We start from the raw sequence: 26,988 nt of genomic DNA, 5'->3' as shown, positions 1-26,988 counted from the left end.
CCGGTGCAGCCGTAATTAATATTAAAGGGCATTCTCCAAGATGAAGAATGCCCTAGTGCATGATGCTCATTAATTAAAAGTGTTAATTTACTTAAGCAACTCTAGCTTAGTGAAGCACCACTGCGATCGTAACTAGCAATAAAGCTGGGATGTGCCTGACCTTGAATGTGATTCCAATATTCAGCAGCTTCCGGGGGCATACCAACTTCAGCAGATACACGGCTCAACATGGATTGCTGACGGTTCTTAACGAGGTGGTGGTGGCGCATCATTAAGGAGCGAGCTTGTTGTTCAGTAGACATTATTTATACCCTCGGTGTTGCTTAAGTTATCTATAACTGTTTTTTGCTTTCTTTAATCACTATAACAGAAAATTCTGTATCAAATACTACAAAACGTATATATTTACAAAAATTAATAAAGCACCTGCTTGACAGATATGATTTGGATAATTACGTCTTACGAGGGATGATTTTATAGCAGTCAGCTATATTTTTTTACATAATGCGTATATGGAGGCTGTAGAGATAATTACTTGTGATCTATTATTCAAATTTTTGCTTTTTGCTTGACCAACGCTTGAGAGTATAGTTACTAAATTGATCAACTACTAAAGCTGTAGATTCAGTAACTCCCAGTCCTGCAATTCCGGTTAATGACTGTTGGCTGTCTGTAGAAAATTCACTATAAATTACTGAACCAGTGTCAGAAAAAATTACTGTACGTGGTTTAAATTGTTGCTTATCTTTAAGTGAAATTTTCAAATCCGCTAACATCGCTTGATTAATTGTGATCACAAAATCAGGCTGATTATTACCATTAAGATCAATTTGTTGAACTACAAATAGCCCGATTTGCTGCAATATTTCTGGTGGAATAGGTTTTTTTGATGGTGCTACAGCAACATTTTGTAATTCTTGCCAAAGTTTGGGTAGCATGGCAGAAATCAATTGTGGTTGTATTTGGTTTAGATCTGCCAAGGTTGCCAAATTTGGCTCTAACCAACGTAGTGCTGTCTGTGTGTGTGCTAACAATCTTGAATTGTTGTTTGGTGTTACTTCTGCAAGTGCTTCTCCTGCTGCCAACAGCTTAATTCCTCTACCCTCTAGTTGAACTGCTTTAACTGTTGCCATTGCCGTTGGCTTGTCTGATCCTGGCTGGGAAAGAGTAATTAGAATATTTCCATCAGTGTTTAAGCCAAGAACTTTCCACAACTGCTTGGCTGATTTTACTAAGGGTACTTTGAGGTTAGAAAAAGGAGCTTGTTGCCAGGTTGTACTATCGTTAAAGGTATCAATTTGCACTTGATACCAAACTTGTTGTTCTTCTAGTGTTAAGGAGGGGGTTTTTTCTCCTACTGGTGCTTCTAGTTGTAGCCACTCTGAGGGATTAATTTTAGTTAATACTTTGGTAGAGCCTATAATTTGGCTCAAAGGATTATTAGGAGTTTCTGTTTCTGCGATCGCAATTACTAATTGTTCTAACACCTCTTGGATACGGCTGCTTCCTGATGATGTTTCCTGCAACCAAGAATTAGCTTTTGATTCTCCTTGCTTGGCGACTAAAATTAATGCCCCCCAAATTCTCGCGTCTTCATTTGAGTCCACCCTCAGATTTGCTTCTACTCGCTTCCACAACCTGCCAGAATCCTTTTTGAGCAGATCAGCAACTTCATAGCGTTGCTCAGAGGTAAAATTTTGGAATACCTCTAATGCTTCTTTCCAATTACCATTAATTAACTGTGCCAGCACTTGCTGACTAGCACTAGCCCACGCTTTTTTCGCCTCTGCCTGGGCTGCTTGTGAGTGTAATTTGATTAAATCTACTTGCTCTTGAGCAACAGGCGGTACTCCATCTTTAATTACAGATTGCAAATGTTTCCAGGAATTAGACCACAAACCATTCTTAGCTAAGATGATCGCTTTAATATAGCTAGGATGATCTAAAGCAGGTTGTTGTATAGAAACCTCCTCTAAATCAATCGGATCTGGTAAAAATTTGCGGGGTACAACTTGGTAGACCGCAAACCGAGGTTCTAAATCAACTGTTTGGTTAATTACTAACTCTGGTGTATCACTATCATTGTCAATGACTTCCTCCCAATAAGGGGGTTGCCCCGCAGGGTTAGTCCAAGATAGCATCGCACTCAAATGGCTGGTGCTGGGATTATAGTGAACAATTCTGCCATAGCTAACATTTTGTTGGCGCTGGGGTAATTCACCTGTGAGATTAAGCCAAATTCCTGCTGCTTTGGTGTTAAAGCGGACAACTGTAGTCAGAGGAAGTACGCGCCCACTATTTTCAAGTTCTGATTCTGGATGAGTTACAGGAGAAGTTACAAAAGATTCATCTAAACCAGTAACAGCAACTTGACTGACAAGCTGGTATTTTTCTTTTTCAACAGGATGATAAACTCTCAGTTCTACAATTTGCTGACAATTATCACAATTAGAATTTGATGCCAAGACAGGGATTAAGATATCACCTTGATCATTATTATTACTATTAAGGAAGACAATTTGTCCTGGGACGAATTTGCTTTTATTTATCTCTGCTTCAATTTGAGCAAGTGTTAGGGTAGATTTTTGTTGAGATTCAATACCAATTAATTTATTTAAATAGCTATTTAACTTCAGATTGGCATCTTGGTTGATAATTAACCACATACTTAGGCTGACACCTCCGAAGACTAAGGCAGAGGTAACTACTAAAGCTGTCATCGCAGTTTGAGGCGAAATGCGAACTATGCCACGTTTTGATTGAGGGCTAACATAAACTCGCACTTTGGGTTTAGTATCATCCGGCTGGTTGTCCTGATCGACATTACTGGTATCTGAAATTTGATCATTGATTTTTTTTACCCTCACTGTTCACCCCTCACCCCTCATTAGATAACACTTTGTCTGCACATACTGATCGCGATCGCTAAAAACTAGCCTTGCTACTTTCCATAAAAATCAATCTGGAATATTTACCACTAAAATTAATTTCTCGTAAGTTCCCTTGGCAAAATATTTAATTTTATCTGGCGCTTTTGTAACTTTTTTAAAGTTCTCTTTATTAATTTGCCTACCTTGCTCTTTCAAATATTCTCTAGCTCTCCAAACAGCGTCCCCTTGCTTTTTATTTCCCATGATTTCTTCAATTTCTGATTTATTCGCTGTTTCTATATCTAATTCTTCGTTAAGTTTCTTTAATACTTGATCAACTTTATTTTCAATCTTTTTTAATTGCTCATTCAAAGATTTTTCAATTTGTTGAAGCTGACTTGTTACTTCTTTTATGCCGTTATTGCTAGAAGTAATTATTTCCGCTACTACTGCGGATGGTTCCATTGGAATTTTACCAGCAGCCTGATCAGATTCTCGGTTTCTAAAATATTTCGCTTGTTCTATAAGCAATGTTTCATTTTCTGGCTCAATAATAAACGCGCCAATCATCTCTCCTTTGCGAGGCTCTATTTCCCTTGCTCTTACAGCAGCATAATATTCAAAGTGTCCCTCAACAACCTCATAAGATTCTAAATTAATTCTCCGAACAATTAAAGGGTTAATTATGCCTTCAGCTTGTAAGATCAACTTAGCTGTATTACTTAAAGCATTCTCATCAAAATTGGAACGCTCAACAGGAGAACTAATTTTCTTTACTGGTACTAAAGAAGTCGCTAATTTCATTTCTTAATCCCTATTGCTTGCAAAACTTCCCTTGCTAATAACTCAAATTCTTGAGCCGAGGAAGAATCTGGTCTAAAATCAAATACAGATCGAGGATCTGGTATGTCCAAATTACCAACAATTTGAACTTGCTCAATGCACTTGGCTAATTCCTCTCTTTCATATATCACAGTATCCATTACCTTAAACTCGTAACGTCTAGGAATTATCTCCAGCCGTTTTGGTAAAGTATATTGTACAAATCTAGAATTAGTAGAAATTTTGCAAGGAAGAACACCCAATACTTGAAGGGGGGCTTTATTAGTCATCTTTTTAAAGCCATTAATTTGCTTAACGAAATTTTTAACATTTAATAAACCTTGATTAGCAAATGGTTTCAGGTCTGAAGGGATAATTAAATAATCAGCCGTAATTAAACCAATTCTGGCATACAAATTTAATGAAGGAGGCGTATCAATAATTACGACATCATAATTGTTTTCAACTTCTTTCAACTTTTGAATCAGAATGAGTTTGCTATAATCTAAGCTGTTTAGTTCAAATTCATATTCCATTAAACTAATGTGTGCAGGAACTACATCAATTTCAGGATCATTAAACTGAGATTTTTTAGCGACTTCTGTAATTGAATAAAAGTCTTCTGACTGCAATACATGACGAATATTGCAATCTTTGATATCATCTAATTCTTCATCCTCAAACTTTGCCAATCCTGCGGCAAAGGTTGTGTTAGCTTGGCTATCTAAATCAATCACAAGGACTTTTTTGCCTTGTTTTCTAATGGCTGCTGCTAGGTTAACTACAGTTGTTGTCTTGCCTACGCCACCTTTATTGTGGTAAACCGCAATTGTTTTCACAGTATGTTGCCTTTGAGTTTCAGGAATGATCTGCGGACTGGGTGGGATATCGAATAAATCAGGGAGAGTTTTTTGAATTGATGAAGCTATTTTACTCTGATTTAGGTTAAGACTATCTTTGCCAATTAAATATCTTATTTCATCAATTTTGCTTTCTACTTCCCTACCTGAACAATGGAATACTAAATTAGCAGTTTTTTCCCTGATCCGAAATATCCTGATTTCTTTACCATTGGTTAGTAATCCATGTCTCACATTCAAACTTATTAAGTATGTTGTAAGCCTACGAATATGTTTATCTAGGTTTTCTGATGGATGTTTTGCTTCCATCACAACACTTAAAGGCGAGTTGGCATCTAAAATAAACGGGATATTTTGGCTGGCGAATGCTAAAAAATCTAAACGGATTTTGCCAAATGTAACTTCTTGATGCCATGTATCAGGCGTGTATCCTAACTGCGGTAGGAGATACTGAACAATCAGTTTACTTTCAACTTCACTTTCGTTGCGACAATGATCAGGATTAAAGCCCAATTTTGTTTTACCTCTACAAAGCTGCAACTATAATTAAAAGTTTCATAACCACTCATTGTCGCTTAAAATCAAGTTTTTGGCATAGTGCGATCGCGTTTCTCATGATCCTGTACTTATTCTTGTGGTAATCTCCCAACCATGCAAGGTTATAGATTTAAGATTTACGCAGAGTAATACGTGCCTAAAATGCCCCAACTCTACTTAACATCATCTGCAAACGTCCGCCTTGCACCAAGAATAAGCGTAAGTTTTATAACTATCACACGGTTACTAAGGGCTTAACGCTTATTCCTAGTGGGTTGTACAAGCTGACAATGCCGCAGAGACGCACGAATTAGCGCCTAGCGTTATTTATAGAAAGCACATCCTCAGTAAAGATAATCTTGAGTCTTGCCAACATCCCAGGCGATCGCACATTATGATGAAGAATGATTAAGACTAGAACACTGGAATAGTATTGGCGAAAACGTGCATTAGCCGTAACCAGTACTGCTGCACTCAAACAGAGGATGTAAAGATGGCATTGATCATTGCAATTGTAAATATGAAAGGCGGTGTCGGTAAAACGACACTCTCAGTTAACCTAGCAACTTGTTTAGCCAGATATCAAAATAAACGGGTTCTAGTTGTTGACTTAGACACCCAGATCAGTGCCACTCTTAGTTTAATGCCGCCCCATGACTTTGCCAAAATCAGGAAAGAAAGACGGACACTGCGGCATTTAGTTCATAAAACTATCAACCCCAATCTTAACACAAAACTGACAATTCAAGACATTATTTGTCGCTATGTTGGAACAGTAAAAGGCTTGGATTTATTGCCAGGAGATATTGATTTATATGATGAATTTTTAGTTTCTGAAATGCTTCACGAAAAAGCTTTAAAAGAAGGTAGAACAGATTTTTCTGAAGTTTGGAAAGAATTTGAAAAAGATTTAATCAAAAGCATTTTAGAACCTGTAATGAATGACTATGATTTCATCATTATGGATTGCGCCCCTGGTTATAACCTGATAACTCGTAGTGGGATTATGGCTTGTAATTTTTATGTGCTACCTGCGCGACCAGAACCTTTATCAGTCGTGGGAATTCAACTTCTAGAAAGACGCATCGCCAAACTCAAAGAATCTCATGAAATAGACACCAAAGCCATAAATCTTAAGCTGCTAGGAATTGTCTTCATTATGTCAGGCGGGTTGATTGGCAGATATTATAACCAAGTTATTCAGCGAGTTAATGAAGATTTTACCCCTGTACAACTCTTCAAAACGCGCATCCCCCAAGATGTGAATGTTTCCAAAGCAGTTGATAGTTTTCTCCCAGTAGTTCTTGCATCTCCAAGTACATCTGGTTCTAAAGCTTTTTTCAAGTTGACCCAAGAGTTTTTGTATAAACTGCAAATTTATGGCAGTTTGTATGAAGCTTCTAAAACCAAGATGAATTTGTCAAAGTTAGATTGATCATCGGGGAAAAGATAAACACTGCAAGTCAGAAAGTAGTAAGTTTTGTGTTTTGCCCCCTCCCCGCATATTCGGGGAGGGTTGGGGTGGGGTGTACTACATTTAACTCTTCCTCACGGGAAGTCACCAGGTGCAACGCAGTGGAACCTGGCATGGGAAAGTGAGGGCGAGATGTGTATTTTTTGCGACAATTCTTGATAAGAAAAAATTGCTTATTTGGGTAGAAAGATAGCGTTTAGATGCTATAATAACATTTATGATAGTAACACGCAGAGTCACATTTCGCTTATATCCAAATAAGTCCCAAGAGGTAAAGTTGCACTATTGGCGACGACTTCATAAGGATTTATATAATGCCTGTCTTTATCAAAGAAAGACAGAGTATAAGCGTTTTGGTAATTCTGTTAGTTACTACGATCAGCAGAACCTTTTACCTGAATTTAAGGAGTGTTGGACTGAGTATAAAGAGCTAGGAAGTCAGGCGTTACAAGCAACAGTAAAAAGAGTTGATTTTGCCTACCAAAGATTCCTAAAAGGTGTAGGTGGATACCCTAAATTCAAGTCCGCACGTGATTATCGTGGGTGGACTTATCCCGCAACAAGTGGATGGTCTTCACACACTACAGGGGATAACGGTTATTTGGAGTTGTCTAACTTAGGACAAATTCAGATGCGTGGTAAGGCTAGAACTTGGGGCAATCCTACCACCTTAACTATTAGCTGGAAACAGGGAAAATGGTATGCGTCAATCACTGTAAATTGTGAACCAGTTAGGGAAACGAGCAGTGGTGCTGTCGGCTTAGATTTTGGGACTTATCACGCAATTGCTTGTAGTGATGAAACAATAATTGATAATCCGAGATTCTTAGGTAATACTCAGCATAAAATCAAAGAAGCATCTAAAAAATTACGACGCAAACGTGCGCCTAATTGCAAGAAGAAGATTAAAGCGTCTTTACGTTGGAGAAAAAACCGGAAAAAGATAAGTAAACTCCAGAACAAAGTAACCAATCAGAGAGAAGATTGGCAACACAAAGTCGCTGCACAGATAGTAAGCCGTAATAGCCTGGTAGCGACAGAGAAGTTAAACGTCAAAGGGATGACTCGTAAAGCAAAAAAAGGCAGCAAAAGAAAACATCAAAAAGCCGGATTAAATCGGTCATTGCTAGATGTTGGGATTAGCAATATAACTTCACTAATCAAGTATAAATTGAGTGAATGTAATGGGGTATTTGTTGATGTACCTCTCAATATTGCTCCCTCTCAAACTTGCCCTAAATGTGGTAATAAAAAGAAAAAAGAGTTATCCGAACGAGTGCATAATTGCTCAAACTGTAATTTTGTTGCGGACAGAGATGTTGCAGCAGCGATGGTAATGCTAAATTATGCAAGGGGTTTGGAACGAGCCTCTACAAACGCGGATGCCGAACCGCTTTCTATAACCACACAGGATTGTGTAGGTTTTAGGAAAGTTCAGCAGTTGAAGCGTAAGAAACCAAAGGACGTAGCGTAGCGGAGTCCGTAGGTAGTTCATTATAAAGGTTCAAATCCAGCATTTTGTGGTGCAACAACTGACACAAACTGGAGTGGTTTATTACCGCTATTAACCACTCCATGAACCTGTCCTGTATGCGCCACCACAACTTGTCCTGACGAAATAGGCGTTGTTGTCCCCTCAGCATCAACAATGTATTCACCACTACCAGACAATAATATCCAAGTATCCTGCCCAGAAGGATGAATATGTGGGCTAATCTGTTGACCAGGCAAAAGATACCACATCACAACGATAGCATCGGGTGACTCTGTAACTACAGATCTTACAGGTTCGCCGTCTGCAATTTGAATGAATTCGGCATTATTAAAAATACGAGATAACGTCATCAAAAATATGTTTGAATATGCTACTCAAGATATAACTCTAATCAGGTAAAAATCTAGTATTACAAACTACAGTTAGAGAATTTCCAAACTTACTGGCTACTCGCACCTTGATTGGGAGGCATGATTTGTAGCTCTATCTCAACAGGAGTTCCATCAGATGTAGCCATTGAACCGTCAGGATATACAGTTGTACCATCAGGATATACAGTTGTACCATTGGGATATATGGTTGTGCCGTTAAAAGAAACACTCGTCCCATCAGGATATATGTTTCCTCCATCGGGAAAAATTTTTACTCCATCTTGATCAATAAATACCTCGTCTGGCTTGACTAAGATATCCTTTGGAACAGTCCTTCTTGCCAAACCTTGAGCATTTTTTCTTTTGGCTGCACCTGGGATTGGCTTATACTTTCTTATTTGTCTGTCAGACTGACCATCATATTTAATTTCCGGCTCACTTTGGGACATAGCAATATTATGGTTGTTTCCCACGTTACCTAGATAACTGATAATTAGAAACGAAGACACAAAACAACTTATCAAAATATTACGGCGTAACATAACCTTTCACACAAATCAAGGATAAATATCATATTTACCCTTGATTTTAGATGAGTTTAACTTAATGAAGGCTTAAAAACGATCGCTTAAAGCAGCAACACACCGCTCACAGATAACGGGATGTTCTGCAATTTTACCTACTTGAGTTGAATAGTTCCAACAGCGATCGCACTTCTCCCCATCAGCCTTAACTATACCCACACTTAAGTTATCGCCTTGCATTTTATATTGCATATCCTGCAACGCCTCAACTGAGTCTAGTAACTCTACCTGAGAAGATAAAAATAGATAACGCAACTCATCTACACCATTACCAGCTTCAGGGTTGAGTTGTTGCAACAACTGACGCTGATCAACATTAGGAATATAGAGCAATACCTTCGATTCTAGGGAAGAACCAATCATTTTTTCTGCTCTAGCTTGCTCTAACACTTTATTAACATCTGTGCGAACTTGTCGCAACATCTGCCAAGGTTGTGTTAGTTCTGGTTTATGCCATTCTTCCTCTAAATTCACCCAACCAGCTTCAAACACAGATTTACAAGGTGTTGCGTAGGGGATATATTGCCAGATATCCTCTGCCATGTGAGATAAAACAGGTGCGATCGCTTTCGCCAAGTTTTCCAGTGCGATCGCCATCACCGTCTGACAACTGCGACGACGCAAAGAATTCTCAGCACTGATATACAACCGATCCTTGGCAATATCTAAATAGAAATTAGATAAATCCACCACACAGAAATTCTGCACAGTTTGAAAAAAGCGGAAAAACTGATAACTATCAAAAGCTTCCGTTACATCCTTAAACACCTCAGTCATGCGGTGCAACAGATAGCGATCCAGTTCCGGTAATTGCTCATAAGGAACCGCATCTTTAGCCGGATCGAAATCGTGTAAACTACCCAACAAATAACGGGCAGTATTACGAATTTTACCCCGCACATCCCCCATTTGCTTCAAGATGCTCTTACTAATAGAAACATCCGAAGAATAATCTACAGAAGATACCCACAAACGCAAGACATCAGCACCATAAGGCGGTTCTTCCTTCTGATTTTTACCACCTTCAATTACAATTGCAGGATCGATCACATTTCCCACCGATTTACTCATCTTGCGTCCCTGTTCATCCAGAGTAAAGCCGTGAGTTAATACAGTTTTATACGGCGCGTAACCATTAGTCGCGACACTGGTTAACAAACTTGATTGGAACCAACCACGATGCTGATCCGATCCTTCCAAATATATATCAGCAGGATATTTTAATTCCTCTCGTTCCTGAAGAACTCCCGCCCAAGAAGAACCAGAATCAAACCAAACATCCATCGTATCAGTACCTTTGCGGTATGACTTGCCGTTATTACGATAAGATTCTGGCAATAATTCCTCTACTGATAATTCCCACCAAGCATCAGAACCTTTTTCAGCAATAATTGCTTGCGCGTAGTTGATCGTTTCTTGATTCAGCAGAGGTTCCCCTGTTGCTTCGTCATAGAATACAGGGATAGGAACACCCCAACTACGTTGACGAGAGATACACCAATCAGAACGCTCTGAAACCATTGGTGTGATGCGGTTTTCGCCTTGTGATGGAATCCATTTTACAGATGCGATCGCACTTAACGCCTCATCTCTAAATCCTTCCACAGAAGCAAACCATTGTTCAGTGGCTCTATATATAGTGGGTTTCTTCGTGCGCCAGTCATAAGGATACTTGTGACTATACGCTTCTTCCTTCAACAAAGCACCAACTTCTGTTAAAGCAGTAATTACTGCTGTATTACCTTCACCTAAAACATTTAACCCTGCAAACTGACCTGCTTCTTCAGTAAAGTTACCATCTGCATCTACAGGAGAAAGAATAGGTAAACCATAACGTTGACCTACTAAATAGTCTTCTTGACCATGACCAGGCGCAGTATGAACTAAACCTGTCCCAGATTCAGTAGTAACATAATCACCACCAATTACAACCGGACTTTCGCGATCGAATAAGGGGTGACGGTAAGTAGTATTTTCTAAATCCTTACCAACAACAGTAGCCTTAACTTGGAAATTTTTCCCTAAAGTTTCCGACAGTGTTTCTACTAAATCTGCTGCAACTATTAAATAGTTTGATTGTTCCCCTTCTACTGCAACTACCGCATATTTAAGTTCAGGGTTAACACTCACCGCCAAATTAGCTGGAATAGTCCAAGGTGTAGTTGTCCAGATAGCAACACTAAGATTAGGTAAAAACTGCTGCAAGCTTTCATTTACAGCATCCCCTAGCTTAGTTACTGGAAATGCCACATACAAACTGCGTGAAATATGCCCTTCTGGATATTCCAACTCAGCTTCAGCCAAAGCTGTTTTAGAACTAGGACTCCAGTGAACAGGTTTCAAACCACGATAAATATAACCTTTAAGAACCATTTGCCCAAATACACCAATTTGAGCCGCTTCATAGCTTGGTTTCAAAGTTAAATAAGGGTTATCCCAATCACCCCAAACCCCATAACGCTTAAAACCTTGACGTTGCTCATCTACAGTTTTCAGAGCAAATTCTTTCGCCTTGCGTCGCAGTGTTAACGGCGTTAACTCTTGCCGTTCCTGCTGCTTCATATTCTGAAGAACTTTTAGCTCAATTGGCAACCCGTGACAGTCCCAACCAGGAACGTAACGCACTTTGCGACCTTTGAGCAGTTGGTACTTATTAATAATGTCTTTAAGAATTTTATTCAGCGCATGACCAATATGTAACGCCCCGTTTGCATACGGAGGGCCATCATGCAATACAAAAAGTTCACCTGGGTTATTCTGCGACAGTCGTTCATAAATCTGTTCTTCTGCCCAAAACTTTTGGATCTCTGGTTCTCGCTTGACAGCATTCGCCCGCATATCAAACTTAGTCTTGGGGAGATTAACGGTATTTTTATAACTTCCTGGTTCTACTGTCACAGTTCAATGCCGAAAATTTGAGGTACGCTCTACCCATTATCAGCGAGAAATTGCTTAGACTTCAACTTTAGTTAAAAAAAGTGAGGAGAGACCAAGGAAAAATACAGCAAGACAATGGGTATTAAATTTCAATCAAGCTAATCTCAGGACGACAAAAAAAGCGAATTGGCAGAAAAAACGTGCCAATTCCTGAATTAACGTACAAAGAACCAATTTTAGTTTGAAAAAGACCATGATCGTAGTAGCCTACGCGATTAGGTACAATTATTGCACCCCAAAGTGGGAGGCGAACCTGTCCTCCATGAGAATGACCTGCTAAAACTAGGTCAAAAGACCCTCTATTGTACAATTCTTCAACTTCCTTGACAAACAAAGGATAATGTACTAACAGTAAGTGCTTAATATTTTGTTGAAGTGGAGGTAGTTGGAGTCGATCGCCCGTTGCCCCAATAATTTGAATGCGACTATCCTTAGTTAAGATATCTCGATCTAGCAGCCAAGCTCCACCCGTAGATGAAAAGAACTGAGCGATCTGACTAAATGAAGCACCACTCCAGTAATCATGATTACCTGGAACACCATAGACTGGATATTTAAGTGAACTTAACGTATCAAGAGCTTCATTGAGATAGGCTGCATCCTCTACCAAGTCACCGGAAAAACACACGAAGTCAGGTGACAAAGTATTTACAACCTCTACAACTTTCTCTAAATAAGATCGATTTCCCTTGTAGTGAATGTCTGTGATGTGAACAAGGCGGTGACTTGCTTTTGTTCCACTGACATTAAGCCTTTTAATCTTGAGCCAATAAGGTTCTAAAACCCAAGGTTCAAGTATGCACCACCCAAGACCTGCGCCTGCAATTAGTCTTAACAACCTCCGACGGTTCATGGTTAGTGAATGTCATACGTTGATTTGTTAATCAATATAACCTGATTTGACTATTCATGTTAAATATTTTGCATCCGATAGGGAATACCCAAAAAATCCCCCTTCCCTGCAAGGGAAGGGGGCTGGGGGGTTAGGTTTTTAATTCGCCTCGAAGACTTTTTTGCTGAGACTAGGCAAGGTCATAGCGATCGAGGTTCATCACCTTGTCCCACGCCGCCACAAAGTCATGTACAAACTTCTGCTGCGAGTCCACACACCCGTAGACTTCCGCGAGGGCGCGAAGCTGAGAGTTTGAGCCGAAGATGAGGTCAACACGGGTAGCAGTCCACTTGAGTTCTCCGGTTTTGCGATCGCTCCCCTCAAACTCATATTCATCTTCAGAGGTCGCCTTCCACGTCGTACCAAGGTCGAGCAGGTTCACGAAGAAGTCATTGGTCAATGTTTCTGGGTGATGGGTAAAAACGCCATGTTTGAACCCTCCAAAGTTCGCACCCAAGACGCGCAAACCGCCCACGAGAGCCGTCATCTGAGGGGCTGACAGGGACAGCAACTGCGCCCGATCAACCAGCAACTCCTCAAGCGATTCGCTGTGTTTGCCGCTAGTGTAGTTGCGGAACCCGTCTGCGGTTGGCTCAAGCACTGCGAAAGATTCTACATCCGTTTTCTCTGGCAACGCATCCGTGCGCCCTGGTTTGAAGGGAACCGTCACGTCGTGACCAGCATTTTTCGCCGCTTGTTCAACCCCTGCACATCCGCCCAGAACGATTAAGTCAGCGAGCGAAACCCGCTTCCCGCCAGACTGCGAACTGTTGAACTCTTGTTGGATTCCCTCTAGGGTTTGCAGCACCGTTGCCAGTTGAGTTGGCTGGTTGACTTCCCAATCCTTCTGAGGTGCAAGACGAATACGCGCCCCATTCGCTCCACCACGCATATCAGAGCAACGAAACGTTGATGCCGATGCCCAAGCAGTCGAAACGAGTTGGGAGACAGACAGCCCCGATGCCAGAATTTTGCCTTTGAGAGCGGCAATATCCTGCTCATCAATCAATTCATGATCGACTGCGGGGACGGGATCTTGCCACAAGAACTCTTCCGATGGAACCTCGGAGCCAAGATAGCGCGATCGCGGTCCCATGTCGCGATGCGTTAGCTTAAACCATGCCTTAGCAAACTCCTCTGCGAATTCATCCGGGTTTTCATAGTAATGCCGCGAAATCGGCTCGTACATGGGGTCTAGCCTCATAGCCATGTCTGCCGTAGTCATCATGGGGGCGTGCCGTTTCGAGGGATCGTGCGCGTCGGGTACAGTATCCGCGCCCGCGCCGTTCTTAGGCTGCCATTGCCACGCACCTGCGGGACTCTTTGTCAGTTCCCAGTCATATTTGAACAAAGTGTCGAGATAGCTGTTATCCCACTGCGTCGGAGTTGGAGTCCATGCGCCTTCAATACCGCTAGTGATCGCATCGACACCGACACCCGTGTTGAAGGCGTTCTTCCAGCCGAGACCCTGATCGATGATGGTAGCACCCCCAGGATCAGCCCCTACGTGCGTTGCCTCGCCCGCACCGTGACACTTGCCAAAGGTATGCCCACCAGCAACAAGCGCGACTGTTTCTGTATCGTTCATCGCCATCCGACCAAATGTCTCGCGAATGTCGCGCCCTGATCCAACGGGATCTGGTTCGCCGTCCGGCCCTTCTGGGTTGACGTAAATTAGCCCCATCTGAACGGCGGCGAGGGGATTCAGCAGCACCCGATCGTCTTCGTAACGCTCATTGCCGAGCCAAGTTTTCTCAGAACCCCAGTAGATATCTTCCTCTGGCTCCCAGACATCCACGCGCCCGCCAGCAAAACCTAACGTTTTGAAGCCCATTGACTCCAAGGCGCAGTTACCAGCGAAAACCATGAGGTCTGCCCACGAGATTTTATTGCCGTATTTCTGCTTGATTGGCCAAAGTAACATACGCGCCTTATCGAGGTTGGCATTGTCAGGCCAACTGTTGAGCGGCTCAAACCTTTGGCTACCCACACCCGCGCCGCCGCGACCGTCGCCAATACGATACGTGCCTGCACTATGCCATGCCATTCGGATGAAGAGCGGCCCATAATGACCGTAGTCGGCTGGCCACCAGTCCTGAGAAGTGGTCATCAGGTCGAAGATATCTTTCCTCACGGCATCTAAGTCCAGACTTTTGAACTCTGATGCGTAATTGAACGCCTCACCCATAGGATTGGCTTTTGGTGAGTGCTGGTGGAGGATACTCAGATTCAAATAATTCGGCCACCAGTCTCGGTTCCCCGGCTTATGACGAGGCTGATGTTTCTGACCTGTGCCTGTAAACGGGCATCCATTATCGCTGCTCATAGTATCTCCTGTCAAGTGTGGCGGTGTAGATTTTTTTTATTTACTACAGGTATTGTCAACAAATAACACATGGGCAATTATGGGATAATCGAAGAGAAATATAATTAAAGAGAAATATAATTTTCGTCATAATCCGAAACAATGGATTTGTGAAAAGAAACAATCGCTTACCAATACTCCATGAGCCGGATCATCTAGCGGAGTTCTGTGTGGCAAGGCTGTTTAGCTGAATACATCACTCATCTATTAAGGGTAGAAGTATTACACCATCAACCTGTATACATAACAATCGAATTTGTTAGGGGAAAATTGAAAAATTTCTATCACTTAATCAGCTTCAAATAAATAAAGTTAAAGCTGGCGATACTCCCAAGGAGTATCGCATCGTCAATCTTAGTGCTTGACAACTCGTACTCATTACGAGTACACTTAAAAAAAACGGCTTGATATACTTTTAGAACATTTCTTCCAGAGGCGAAATTCATGTTTTCCAACAAAGAAGGGCAAAGAGTTCCCAGCGTTACATTCCGTACCCGTACTAATAACGACTGGGTGGATATCACTACCGATGAATTGTTTGCTGGAAAGACAGTAGTTCTCTTCTCTTTGCCTGGTGCTTTTACTCCTACTTGTTCATCTACTCACGTACCTGGTTACAATGAGTTAGCACGAGTTTTTAAACAAAACGGTGTAGATCACATTATTTGCCTATCTGTAAATGATGCTTTTGTAATGAATGAATGGGCAAAAGATCAAAAAGCAGAAAACGTAACTTTTCTTCCCGATGGTAATGGTGAATTCACCGAAAAAATGGGATTGTTAGTTGATAAAAACGATTTGGGTTTTGGTAAGCGTTCATGGCGCTATTCCATGCTGGTGAAAGATGGCGTAATTGAAAAAATGTTCATTGAGCCAGAAAAGCCAGGAGATCCCTTTGAAGTATCTGATGCAGAGACAATGCTCAAATACCTCAATCCTGATGCAGCAAAACCCCAAGCTGTGACTCTATTTACAAAAGTGGGTTGTCCATACTGTGCCAAAGCTAAACAGATGTTGCAAGAGCGTGATATCAGCTACGAAGAAATTGTGTTGGGTAATGGCATTGGAACTCGCACTTTAAAGGCAGTTGCAGGTACAACAACAGTTCCGCAAGTATTTTTTGATGGTAGCTTAATTGGCGGTTCAGAAGAGTTAGAAGCTTATTTACAGAAAAACTAACTTAATCGTGATTCTAGCAAGCTAGGAAAATCACTCGTGCGATCGCACCTACTAAAAATAATGCTCCAGTAATTAAAAGTTACCGGAGCATTATTTTATATTTAACTGCGATTGATTTTATTAGGACTGATATCCAGTTCGGTCAATTAACCATAATCTGTGTAGAGGCGGGTTGACAGATCAAATATGCTACTGATAAATAGCTTAATTTAACCCGCCCGATGATTAGCTAATCTCATCTACAGTTTCTGGCGGTAAACTTGGCACAGATTTAGCTTCAGCATCTTCAATTGCAGCTTCTACCAATTCAGGATCAGGAGGATGAGGTTTAACTAACTCCGGCACTTCAGCATCTTCAGAAGATTCTGTCTGTGCAGGCGGCGTTAAAGCTACCCCTGATAAATCCACCGCAACTGCATCGGTTGCGAAAGTCGCTGGTGGAGGATTTAGACCCTCTAAGGGATCTCCTGCTCCTAGTGGTTCTGCTGGTGGAGCTAATACTACTTCTGGAGCAATTTCCTCAATATTCGCTTCTTTGCCACTCGCTCCTGGCATATCCGGCCCCCCTGGCTGGCTAGGAGGAGGAACAAACTCAGCCCCTAAAGGTACTACCTCTAAGATCGTAGGTTTGTCATCAACAGCGATGGGACTGGATGCTGGCGCAGTTGTTACAGATGTTTTGGATGTCGCAGGTTGTTGAGTTTGTACAGGCTTTGGTTCAGCTTTAGGCAAATTAACCTTAGCCACAATTCCCTGAACTTGATCTTTGACAGTTGTGAATAAATTAGTAGCTTGCTCTTGTAATCCAGAAAAGCCACCTGGAGGAGCAAAATTAGAAAATGTTTCTTGAAGTTTTTCTTTGCTAGGTATCGGTGTTTGTTGAGCGGCTGGAACCATTTCCCGTCGCATCAGCAGAGTTTGCCAAGCAAACCAACCCAGTAATGCCACGCTGGCAATTTGTCCCAGTAGTACACCGCCAGTGATGCGTCCAGCACACACCCATAAAACTAGGGCGTAGAACATTCCTACACCACTCCAAATTAAATCACTTTTACGGTGAACTTCAGGGAAAAAAAATGCCGCGATGTATAAACCAACGCTACCGAAACCTACAGCTAGTGCCAGGATGTATGCAAGCATAACGCCGACGATTCCTACTGTGTCTATTGAACCTCTATCCGCTAATTCTACCGTTCAACAGAGTCTTAATCTCTTCTTCCAAGACAATATTAGGGGATCGAGCTACTCTGAAGAAAACCTATTGCAAATTTCATTGCAGAATTAGTTAAACACGCTTATGACACTACAAAGCTTTGGTGTGATTGGATTAGCAGTTATGGGCGAGAACCTAGCACTCAATGTGGAGCGCAATGGTTTCCCGATTACTGTGTATAACCGTACCGCAGAAAAAACCGATGCCTTCATGCACACACGGGCGCAGGGTAAAAACGTTAAAGCCGCTTATACGCTAGAGGAGTTTGTTGCTTCTCTAGAGCGTCCCCGTAAAATCCTGATTATGGTTAAAGCTGGTGGGCCTGTAGATGGAGTAATTGACCAGCTTAAACCTTTGCTCCAAGATGGGGACATCATAATTGACGGTGGTAACTCTTTGTATGACGATACGGCACGACGCACCCGTGATTTAGAAAATACTGGGCTGACGTTTATCGGCATGGGTGTCAGTGGTGGTGAAGAAGGAGCGCTGAATGGCCCTAGCTTGATGCCTGGAGGTACTAAAGGGGCTTACGATTACTTAGAGCCAATTTTGACTAAGATTTCTGCTCAGGTAGATGATGGCCCATGTGTTACTTACATTGGCCCTGGTGGCGCTGGTCACTACGTCAAGATGGTACACAACGGAATCGAATATGGTGATATGCAGTTGATTGCAGAAGCCTACGATTTGCTTAAAACCGCTTTGGGGCTAGATCATAAGCAGCTACACGAAGTTTTTGCCCAATGGAATACCACAGACGAACTCAACTCGTTTTTGATTGAGATTACAGCAAACATCTTCAAGTACATTGATCCCGACACACATCAGCCACTGGTTGATGTAATTATGGATGCTGCTGGACAAAAAGGCACTGGGCGCTGGACTGTGCAAGGTGCATTAGAACTGGGTATTGCTATTCCGACGATGACTGCGGCTGTGAATGGTCGGATTATGTCTGCTTTTAAACAAGAGCGGGTAGCTGCTTCACAGATTTTAACGGGCCCTACTGGTAAGTATCAGGGAGATCCTCAAACGTTTATCAATCAAATCCGCGATGCTCTCTATTGCTCGAAGATTTGTTCTTATGCTCAAGGGATGGCTCTTTTAAGTTCAGCTTCTAAAGCTTTTTCTTATAACCTCAATTTGGGTGAAATTGCACGGATTTGGAAGGGTGGCTGTATTATTCGGGCTGGATTCTTAGATAAAATTAAGTCAGCTTTTAATGACAATCCAGAGTTACCTAATTTACTGTTAGCTCCTGAATTTAGACAAACGATTTTAGATCGTCAGGATGCTTGGCGCGAAGTGTTGGCGCAGTCAGCAAAATTAGGTATTCCAGTACCAGCTTTCAGTGCTTCTTTAGATTACTTTGATAGTTATCGGCGCGATCGCTTGCCTCAAAACCTCACTCAAGCACAACGCGACTACTTTGGCGCTCATACCTACGAACGTATTGATAAACCAGGGGCTTTCCATACAGAGTGGACAGATATTGATAAAGAAACTCTGCAAACCTCAACTCCTCAACCATTGCAAGCTCAAGACCCTGTTGATGTTTTACACAGTAACATCACCTAAAATCTCCAAAGCTTACTTCAATATCCCCCTTTGTTGATCAATAGGCGGGGGATGTAGAGACGCGAAATTTCGCGTCTCTCTTAAAAAAGAACCCAACTGATATATTTAATGTTCAATCTTTCTTCAGCTAACATACAAACCCCTCATAGCGGCTACCATTGGGATAACACTAGCCGCCGCTTTTTTGAAGGCTGGTATTACCGTGTCACGTTACCGGATAGCGGTGATACTTTCGCGTTTATGTACTCAATTGAAGATCCCATTGGTGGAAAAGCGCATAGTGGCGGTGCAGCACAGATTTTAGGTGCTAATGATGAGTATTTATGTCGCAGTTTTCCCGATGTAAATAAGTTTTGGGCAAGTGGCGATCGCCTTGCGTTAGGTCATTGGGGTAAAACCGATTTACAAACCCTACCTTCATATCTCTCCCCAACAGACTTTGAACGCCATGTTCAAGAAGGTTATCAAGCTACAGCTACTTGGCATCAGGGATTTCTGCATGATCCTGGTACTGGTAGCACAGCGCGTTGGCAATATGAAATTAAACCTATTTATGGATGGGGAAACCAAGGCGCACCTCAACAATCGACGGCGGGTTGGCTATCATCGTTACAAATTTTTGAACCTGGATGGCAGATTTTGATGGCTCATGGCTTGGCAACAGGCTGGATTGAGTGGAATGGCAAACGCTATGACTTTACTAATGCGCCAGCTTATAGCGAAAAAAACTGGGGTGGTTCTTTTCCCCAAAAATGGTTTTGGCTGAATTGCAACTGGTTTGATGGTGAACCAGATTTAGCTTTAACTGCTGGGGGTGGTAGGCGAGGGGTGTTGTGGTGGATGGAATCTGTGGCAATGGTGGGAGTACATCATCAGGGCAAATTTTATGAGTTTGTGCCTTGGAATGCCAAGGTTAATTGGGATATCCAGCCTTGGGGCAAATGGTATATGCACGCTGAAAATGCTTTCTATGAGATGGAGTTGACTGGGACAACAGATTTACCAGGTACTCTTCTACGCGCACCTACAAATAACGGGATGATTTTTTGTTGTCGCGACACAATGAATGGTGAATTGCATCTGCAATTAAGAGAAAAGCGCTTAGGTAAGTCTAAACTGATTTTAGAAGCACATAGTTCTCTGTGCGGTTTGGAAGTAGGTGGCGGATCTTGGGAAGAATCTTGGCGCTCAAGTTAAGCTGTAATTTGTTATAATCGTTTAATCTATGGGGCTGTAGCTCAGTTGGATAGAGCGAGCGCCTCCTAAGCGCTAGGTCGCGCGTTCGAGCCGCGCTAGTCCCGTACTTAACCTAACCCCCCAGTAGAGTTCCCTGTAAGGGAAGGGGGAGTAAATAAGCCCTGTATAAGGGGTTTTCTGTTTTTAGGGTAATTTGTGAGTTGCGATCGCTCTGCTAAAACGGTGGATAAAGCGACAATTTGTCACTGGTGCTTAGACGACATCAATTTGTCACAACGACACATAATTTGACTCCGTGACACTGATTCGTTGTACATTAAAGACTTATCTGCTCTGTTTAAAGATTTATTGCTCAACTTTCTAATGGGTAATCCGACTAAAAGTGGCTTAGAGACTAGCACAGAAAGATTAACGGATAAAAAATCTAATAATTTATTTGATAAATATTCAATTGAATATCAGTTTTAAAGACTTATTGCTTAGGGGAACATATAAAAAAACTGGCTTGAATATAGACTCAAACCCAGTCTAGAATAAATTTTGAGGTTGATTTAAGTTTTTTATTACTGCTGCTTTTGTTTGAGCCTCATTTATCTTGATCAAGCTAAATCCCTTTTCGGCACAGGAATACAGCTTGATTTGCGTCCATAACTTGTTTTAGTGCAGTAAAATCTATTGATATTGAAAAATATTGGGAAGATGACGTTCCTTTCAACTTTTCTCTATACCTGATGCTCGGATAGTTGTTCTAGCTTTTAACATCTCCTTAAGCAGAAAAATGATTGAAAGTCAATATTCATACTTGCTTAATGAGTGATGAAATCTTTCAATATCTCCCAAAGCAGAAAAACAATTTTTAGTTGACCATCAAGTAAAACTACTTCAACCTCAGCGTAAGTTTCCTTTCAACATCTCCCAAAGCAGAAAGACAATTTTTATTCTTTCCGTTTCGCCCCTTGCGCCTCATGTCTTTTAGCTTCCTAGTTCGTCAACGTTTCTTCTCGATGTAATTCTATTCTTTACGGTCGCTCTTGAGTGACGCGAGATTATACTTATGAACTTTATTAAACGAGAGGTTTGACTTATTTGACGGATTTTCAGATATTTTGACGGAGGTATGTGTTGCGTCAGGTTCTAGGAAAAGTCCCTCCTTAGAGGAGGTGATTCAGTAGCCACCACAGAGAGTATTGCTCTCACATTAAAAGGCAGTCAATGACCGCAAATAATGCTAGGATTTTGGTACGGTCAGGTAGTCTCATCCAAAAATCCATACCGAATCTTGTCTGTGGTAAAGTTTGAAGTCGATTAAACTTTAGCCTTCACTCTTGGACAGAGATCCCCTTTGCTGGGTGCAACCTTACCAGTTCAAGTTGACTGGAGTATGTCAGCCTTCATCGAGACATTCAGGCACAGCTTCAGGTGCGGGCAGCCACTAGGGTACAGAAAGTAGGACTCTTTCAAGTCAAACCAGACCCTAACTCCATAGGTACAGAGGCTTATTCAGCTTGATTTATGGTGCTGTTTATATTGTTATATTATAGTTCATTCTATTTTGGCAGAACATTTATTTCCACTGTTTTTTGTAAAAGTAGTAATCAAGTTTCTAGCTTTTTGGTAGGGGTTACCTTGAGAAATTTGTTGAATGATTTCTATAGCAATACCTGACTGTGAGGCTTTGTTGATGATACAGTCGCTTAGTTGCTTGTAGCTCCATTGGCTGACTTCGGACAGGATGTTTCTAGTATATTGCTGTTGCCTGCTTTTATCTTTAGGAATTTTTAATTTAGCAAGTGCTTTCGCCTCACTTTCGATACTCTCTCGTTTGTTCTTCAGGTCGGGAAGGATGATGGTGCTGACCTGATGTTGTTGGGCAAATTCGATAATGGCTTTGGCTAGAAGTCGATTAATATATAGCCCTAAGTTAGCTTCTTTTGAATGATCTGGAGTCGCTTTAATTTGAGCTTTGTGACGTTGGTGTTGATGCTGTTGCTTCTGTTGGCGATAAAACAGAAATAATTCGTAGTCTGATATTTCTTTATAGATGTTAGTGAAATGCTGGCGTTCTTCGTATTTTGGCAGTTCGGGTTGTTGATCTCGTACCCGCCTTTTTTTGTCTAGTAGCTGCTTAGTATTACGAGAGGCAAGGGTTTTACCTGTAGTCGTGTTAACAATCATGATTGTTACGGGTTCATGCAGTCCAATACTAACTCCTAGTATTCGATTGGGTTGACCTCGGTAAGAGATACGCTTAGAAGCGGCAAAGTGGTCGCAATTTTGGAGAAGACGGAGGGAGGTTTCACTCGCTTTGAGTCTTTGTTGTTGCCCAGTCGTTAATCCATTTTCCTGAATTCGTTCTTTCTGTTGAAAATCGTTGATTAACTTTTCAGTTTGGGGGATTTTTTCGGCTTTAACAATTTCTTTGCCTTCCTGTGTCCAGAGTCGATGGTCTACGATGCAGTGGAGATGAAGGTGATGAACTCTCCAAGGAGGTGATTTAATGATACGGTGATTCTTCAGCAGTAACCAAGCAATATGGTAAAACTTATGCTGTATTACAGCAATCAATAACCAAGTAGCGACAATAAGGGCAAAATCATCTTGTCCTTCTGTCCAAACTAGACGGGCGCAGCGTAAAGGCATCAAACCTGTCGGAATTTGTGTTTTGTGCTGTTTGTAAAGTTGATAATCAGCTAGGAACCGTTTGAACCAGTTGAGTTGCCGTCTATCACAGGCAATTTCAAATGTGTATTTACTCATACCGTAAAATTGAACACAAATACGTCCTTGTTGGTTAGTAGACCATTGCAAGTCGGTATTAGTACTAAAGGTTACAGGATAAACGAGTGCGAAGAATTTCCTGAGCAGTTGAGCTTGGATGTCTCTAAATTCTGCGACTTCAGTGATAGGTTGCGAGGCTTTTTCAAGGATTCTGAGCCATTCTTGTTGGTCGGTTAGCCGACCTTTGGGGGCTTTTGATTGAAGTTGATGTTCTAAACGTTCGATTTCCTCTTGTTTAGCTTGTCGGCGTTGCTGGTATTTTTTGGGGTCTTCAAATTGTTCTGGTACTTGGTTCTGGTTTTTGAGGAGTAAGGCAATGCCAGAGCGAACCAGGGGTGTATCGGCTTGGTCATAGGCTTTGTAGAGGACGTGGGCTACTTCCCAAAATGCCTGCTTATCCAGGGTAGGAGGGGGCTGATTAGCGTCAAGGCGTTTTTGTTCGATTTGGAGTTGAGTTTGTTGAAGGATGATAGCTGCTTCTTGGCAGAGGGTGTCAAAGGTACAATCGCTTTCTCTTTGTAGTTCTTCGTCGCTTTTGAGAATTGTAAAAAAATGCCGTTTTCCCTTGAGGGATAGTCGTTTGAGTCGTTGGATTTCAAACCATGACTTGAACATCTCATTAACGAGGTTTTGGGCTGAAGTGATAAAGCGAGTGGGCATTTCTCGATAGGGAGACTGAGTTTTAGCCGTTTTTATAAAGGAATTGATAACGGAGGCAGGAATTGCACATTGGGTCAACCAAATGTCGAAGTCTGGGTGCGTGTTGATGTGGTGAAGAAGGCTGTTGATGAGTTCAGTGACGTTGACCATTAGTTGCCAGAGGAAGCATAGGGTTTCTTCTGGGGCTTCGAGGAGAGATTGGATGGTAATTTCGTTATTTTGGGATGTTTGGTCAGACATGGTTTTTTTCCCATATCCATTATGATAATTCTGTTATGCTGCTACATTGTTTTTCTTGCTTTTTCCGTCACCTAAAGAATCATAAATTCGGTAGTCGAGTACCCAAAATAGACTCCTTTCTGGATTCAGATAAACACAATTAATTAATCCAATTCCACGCAAAACACGATGTTCTGTACCGCTATATTGACAACGTACTAATTCAATGCTTTCGCTCGCCCTTTTATCCAAATGTCACTTTATTTATCGAGTTCTGCGTAACGTAAAAAATTACAAATTGAAGTTTGAATCTGGGGTTAATACTCCTTAACATCAATAACCCTTTTGCCATTTCACCATTGACTTAAAAAGCATCCCACACTGCTTACACTTCCCTTTGCCCCATTGGGATGGAATCGGAAACTGTTCCCCACAGCTACGACATCGAGACAATAACCTGAAGCGATGATGTTCACACCCCGCCGTTGATTGAAACTGCCATTGCATCCGATGATAGGGAATTTGAGCATAACAGGCAGCACACAGTCGAATCGGCTCAGAATTAATCGTTTCCCCTTCTGGCGGAAACATCAGTTGTAACCGTTCTACCTCCAATTCCATTAGTGTGCCAATCTTCTCCAACTCCTCGTCTGTTGGTGGCGGATTGAAGTAAAAGCGTTGCCACCTCCATAAGGTTGTTCCTAATCCTATTTTCTGGCTTAAACTCAAAGGATTGGAGATGCTAACTGTTGGCTGACGCATCCAACGACCCAAATAATGACTGATGCTCTCATCATCATAAGGAGCAAGATAACGAGGTGAATAGCTTACTGTGTTTTCATCCATCACTCCTCCATCATCATATTGGTTCGTATTGATTCCCTAACGCTTTAGCAATATTCTGAGGATTGATTTGAGCTAGGGGGTGCTTTATCCTCCAAACTGCAATATCACGAAGGTTTTCATACAGAGGTCTCATCTGCCCATTAGAATTTTTATAAATAATTTTTACAATTTCCTCATTAGCCTTTAGATTTAACGGTTGCAGCCATTTCAACCCTATATTTTCCCAGATTTCTATGACTGACTTAGTATCCTGCAGAGAAAGGGAATCGTAAGTATAGCCTCTTAAAAATGTATTGTGGATGTTCAGGAATCTCGCTTTTTTGCCTGATGTCGGTGTTAGCATTTCATCAAGATAGGGCATCCCTACTAAAACTATCGCTATCTTTAGTTTCTCGAAAATCCGCATCAGTTCATTAAATGCCGTAAAAGAGAGTACCTGAGAACCACATGACGACCCTGATAGGGGAGTAGGAAATTAGCTGATTGATCGTAGCGCATCAAACGATATTCATCTTTTCGCCATCCTGCACCATATACTGTAGCGAAGCAGTTGATCGTTCCGTAAGCTTGAACTTTTCGAGGTTCTGTCTCCTTAAGTAGACAAATATCTAACTCTCGCTCATCGGGAACTTTTGGTTGTCCATGTAAGCCATTCAACCACACCGTTAGACGGGTTTGATCTTTCCTCCTGGGATAATTATATTGATTGTGATGGTCTACGAAATACCGTACTAGCAATCGGTCATATTCTTCATAACAGACACAGGCATATTTCTCAGCATCATGAGGGCGTTCTGGCAAGCGTCCTCCCTTATATCCAGGTAGCAAAGCAGCGAATTCCGTCTTTAAGTTAAGGAATAATCGCTCTATGGCTCCACCTTGCTCGGTATAAGCTCGATAACGTAATTTGATGCCTTAATTGGGTGGCAATTCGTTTAAGGTGGCGAGAATGGAACTCCTCAGCATTATCAGTGACAATGTAGTCAGGAAGACCGCACGGAATCCATTTTTCTTGAAGTTGATATTCCGCCCCATAATACTTAGGTAGGATGGCATGACGTAGGGCTAAAGCTACTTCGTGTGAACCAGCTGCATCGAACCCCAAATGGTAACCTAGCGCACAGCCTGAATATGTATCTATAACCGATGTAATATAGACAGAGCCGATTCTCTCTCCATTAGCATCTATCAGTAAGTTGTCTAAACGTGTGTGGTCAATCTGCCAAACTTGGTTACTACGTTTGACGAGTATTTCTTCTTTAACTTTATCTTTCTTCGTGAATTTACTAAAACATTGGATGACGATACCAGGTCCCTGATTCGGGCGGCGCACTTTTAGCTGTTTATCTAAAATGATTGGTTCTAAAATTTTATAAACAAAAACATGGGAGGGATATTCACCTTGCTTAAGTCCTAAATCTAATTCAGCATGATCTTTGACACGGTTGAATACCTGATTGGCACTCATGCGTCGGCTTGCTGTATTGCCTTTGCGATATTTCTCTTCGATAAAGGCTTTCCAATATCCTACGGCTTCTTCTCGACTCCGCCATTGTTCGTTGCTATTTTTCTTCCAGCTATGGAACCCCATCAGTTTGCCCGCATCGGTTCTTTTGGTTCGAGCTAGAGCCGCTATTCCTTCCAATTCAACTCTTTTGAGCATCCGTTGAATTGTCCAAATACTTTTAGAAAGCTTGTCAGCCCAAAGTTGAATTAGTTCTTTCTTCTTTGCTTCAGGCGCATTAATGATTTCTTCTACTGCTTTGTATTTCAGCAGAATCTTATATCTTTCCTCTGCATCCTCAATGAGTTCTTCCAAAATCGAGAAATTTTTCTTGGCTGACAGATCTTCCTCTAATTGTTCTAGAGTCGGCGGTTCATTCATAAGTTTTATTTATATTCAAACAGGCTTTTTACAGAAATATCATTTATCTATTTAAAATATTGTCGAACAGTTTTTGAGATTTGGCAAATAGCTCTTTAAACTGACACGATTATTATACAAATATTCACGATGGCTCAAAACTATGAGAAATCTAGAACTTAGCTTCTATCTTCAGGTGAGCACTAAGTCTTTAAACACCGCAAATAAGTCTTTAATGGACAAC

Annotated in this window: 21 protein-coding genes, 1 tRNA gene and 1 pseudogene; 6 read left to right on the top strand and 17 right to left on the bottom strand. The window is 41.5% G+C overall.

Annotated features, from left to right (window positions below; translation table 11 throughout):
* Positions 1–101 precede the first annotated feature (101 nt).
* The 5 genes from CRI9333_RS10660 to CRI9333_RS26715 form a co-directional block, all read right to left on the bottom strand.
* Positions 102–302 (bottom strand): hypothetical protein, encoded by a 201-nt coding sequence (locus CRI9333_RS10660; RefSeq protein WP_015203176.1) that lies wholly within the window; start codon positions 300–302, stop codon positions 102–104.
* Positions 303–545: 243 nt separating this feature from the next.
* Positions 546–2,867: a hypothetical protein gene (locus CRI9333_RS10655; protein WP_015203175.1), complete on the bottom strand. Its 2,322-nt coding sequence runs from the start codon at positions 2,865–2,867 to the stop codon at positions 546–548.
* A gap of 90 nt (positions 2,868–2,957) precedes the next feature.
* Positions 2,958–3,674, bottom strand: coding sequence for a ParB N-terminal domain-containing protein (locus CRI9333_RS24885; protein ID WP_015203174.1), 717 nt, complete (start codon positions 3,672–3,674; stop codon positions 2,958–2,960).
* Positions 3,671–5,065, bottom strand: coding sequence for a ParA family protein (locus tag CRI9333_RS10645; protein ID WP_015203173.1), 1,395 nt, complete (start codon positions 5,063–5,065; stop codon positions 3,671–3,673). Before CRI9333_RS10645 ends, CRI9333_RS24885 begins: the two co-directional genes overlap by 4 nt.
* A gap of 334 nt (positions 5,066–5,399) precedes the next feature.
* Positions 5,400–5,567, bottom strand: a complete 168-nt coding sequence (locus CRI9333_RS26715; RefSeq protein ID WP_157462312.1) for a hypothetical protein — start codon at positions 5,565–5,567, stop codon at positions 5,400–5,402.
* 15 nt (positions 5,568–5,582) lie between these two features.
* Here CRI9333_RS26715 and CRI9333_RS10640 point away from each other — a divergent pair, with 15 nt between their 5' ends.
* Both CRI9333_RS10640 and CRI9333_RS10635 read left to right on the top strand, forming a co-directional pair.
* Complete coding sequence (locus tag CRI9333_RS10640) at positions 5,583–6,524, top strand: ParA family protein (protein ID WP_015203172.1); 942 nt, start codon at positions 5,583–5,585, stop codon at positions 6,522–6,524.
* 256 nt (positions 6,525–6,780) lie between these two features.
* Positions 6,781–8,037 (top strand): RNA-guided endonuclease InsQ/TnpB family protein, encoded by a 1,257-nt coding sequence (locus CRI9333_RS10635; RefSeq protein WP_015203171.1) that lies wholly within the window; start codon positions 6,781–6,783, stop codon positions 8,035–8,037.
* A gap of 20 nt (positions 8,038–8,057) precedes the next feature.
* Here the strand turns inward: CRI9333_RS10635 and CRI9333_RS10630 are convergent, their stop codons facing one another.
* The 5 genes from CRI9333_RS10630 to katG form a co-directional block, all read right to left on the bottom strand.
* The gene (locus CRI9333_RS10630) at positions 8,058–8,408 is read right to left on the bottom strand and encodes a cupin domain-containing protein (RefSeq protein ID WP_015203170.1); all 351 of its coding nucleotides are present in this window, start codon (positions 8,406–8,408) and stop codon (positions 8,058–8,060) included.
* 89 nt (positions 8,409–8,497) lie between these two features.
* Complete coding sequence (locus CRI9333_RS10625; protein ID WP_157462311.1) at positions 8,498–8,878, bottom strand: hypothetical protein; 381 nt, start codon at positions 8,876–8,878, stop codon at positions 8,498–8,500.
* Positions 8,879–9,043: 165 nt separating this feature from the next.
* Complete coding sequence (ileS, locus tag CRI9333_RS10620; RefSeq protein WP_051035448.1) at positions 9,044–11,851, bottom strand: isoleucine--tRNA ligase; 2,808 nt, start codon at positions 11,849–11,851, stop codon at positions 9,044–9,046.
* Positions 11,852–12,032: 181 nt separating this feature from the next.
* The gene (locus CRI9333_RS10615; RefSeq protein ID WP_015203167.1) at positions 12,033–12,803 is read right to left on the bottom strand and encodes a metallophosphoesterase; all 771 of its coding nucleotides are present in this window, start codon (positions 12,801–12,803) and stop codon (positions 12,033–12,035) included.
* A gap of 169 nt (positions 12,804–12,972) precedes the next feature.
* Positions 12,973–15,168 (bottom strand): catalase/peroxidase HPI, encoded by a 2,196-nt coding sequence (gene katG / locus CRI9333_RS10610; protein WP_015203166.1) that lies wholly within the window; start codon positions 15,166–15,168, stop codon positions 12,973–12,975.
* A 483-nt stretch (positions 15,169–15,651) separates the two neighbouring features.
* Here katG and CRI9333_RS10605 point away from each other — a divergent pair, with 483 nt between their 5' ends.
* A complete protein-coding gene (locus CRI9333_RS10605) occupies positions 15,652–16,386 on the top strand; it encodes a glutathione peroxidase (protein WP_015203165.1) in 735 nt (244 codons plus the stop codon).
* 225 nt (positions 16,387–16,611) lie between these two features.
* Here the strand turns inward: CRI9333_RS10605 and CRI9333_RS10600 are convergent, their stop codons facing one another.
* Positions 16,612–17,526 carry a Ycf66 family protein gene (locus tag CRI9333_RS10600; RefSeq protein ID WP_015203164.1) on the bottom strand — a complete coding sequence of 305 codons (915 nt, stop codon included), beginning with the start codon at positions 17,524–17,526 and terminating at the stop codon, positions 16,612–16,614.
* A gap of 157 nt (positions 17,527–17,683) precedes the next feature.
* Here CRI9333_RS10600 and gndA point away from each other — a divergent pair, with 157 nt between their 5' ends.
* From gndA to CRI9333_RS10585, 3 genes are all read left to right on the top strand, one after another.
* Positions 17,684–19,180, top strand: coding sequence for an NADP-dependent phosphogluconate dehydrogenase (gene gndA, locus CRI9333_RS10595; protein ID WP_015203163.1), 1,497 nt, complete (start codon positions 17,684–17,686; stop codon positions 19,178–19,180).
* Between the two features lie 108 nt (positions 19,181–19,288).
* Positions 19,289–20,377: a tocopherol cyclase family protein gene (locus CRI9333_RS10590; protein ID WP_015203162.1), complete on the top strand. Its 1,089-nt coding sequence runs from the start codon at positions 19,289–19,291 to the stop codon at positions 20,375–20,377.
* 30 nt (positions 20,378–20,407) lie between these two features.
* A tRNA-Arg gene (locus CRI9333_RS10585) sits at positions 20,408–20,481 on the top strand.
* 1,438 nt (positions 20,482–21,919) lie between these two features.
* On the opposite strand, the gene cas12k is transcribed toward CRI9333_RS10585, so the two are convergent.
* The 6 genes and pseudogenes from cas12k to CRI9333_RS10565 all read right to left on the bottom strand — a co-directional run bounded on the left by cas12k (position 21,920) and on the right by CRI9333_RS10565 (position 26,765).
* Entirely contained in the window at positions 21,920–24,055 is a 2,136-nt protein-coding gene (gene cas12k / locus CRI9333_RS10580) for a type V CRISPR-associated protein Cas12k (RefSeq protein WP_015203161.1), read from the bottom strand.
* 39 nt (positions 24,056–24,094) lie between these two features.
* A pseudogene (locus CRI9333_RS26185) lies at positions 24,095–24,286 on the bottom strand (IS701-like element ISPlag1 family transposase); the annotation flags it as partial.
* An 81-nt stretch (positions 24,287–24,367) separates the two neighbouring features.
* Positions 24,368–24,880: a hypothetical protein gene (locus CRI9333_RS10575; RefSeq protein WP_015203160.1), complete on the bottom strand. Its 513-nt coding sequence runs from the start codon at positions 24,878–24,880 to the stop codon at positions 24,368–24,370.
* A gap of 13 nt (positions 24,881–24,893) precedes the next feature.
* On the bottom strand, positions 24,894–25,286 hold the full coding sequence (locus CRI9333_RS10570) for a hypothetical protein (RefSeq protein WP_051035372.1): 393 nt from the start codon (positions 25,284–25,286) through the stop codon (positions 24,894–24,896).
* Complete coding sequence (locus CRI9333_RS24880; RefSeq protein ID WP_157462310.1) at positions 25,286–25,681, bottom strand: hypothetical protein; 396 nt, start codon at positions 25,679–25,681, stop codon at positions 25,286–25,288. Before CRI9333_RS24880 ends, CRI9333_RS10570 begins: the two co-directional genes overlap by 1 nt.
* Before the next feature lie 49 nt (positions 25,682–25,730).
* Complete coding sequence (locus CRI9333_RS10565) at positions 25,731–26,765, bottom strand: DDE-type integrase/transposase/recombinase (RefSeq protein ID WP_051035370.1); 1,035 nt, start codon at positions 26,763–26,765, stop codon at positions 25,731–25,733.
* Positions 26,766–26,988 lie beyond the last annotated feature (223 nt).

The organism is Crinalium epipsammum PCC 9333 (assembly GCF_000317495.1).
Taxonomy (GTDB): domain Bacteria; phylum Cyanobacteriota; class Cyanobacteriia; order Cyanobacteriales; family PCC-9333; genus Crinalium; species Crinalium epipsammum.
Note: the sequence above shows the minus strand (reverse complement) of the source record. Positions and strands in the feature narration are given on the sequence as shown.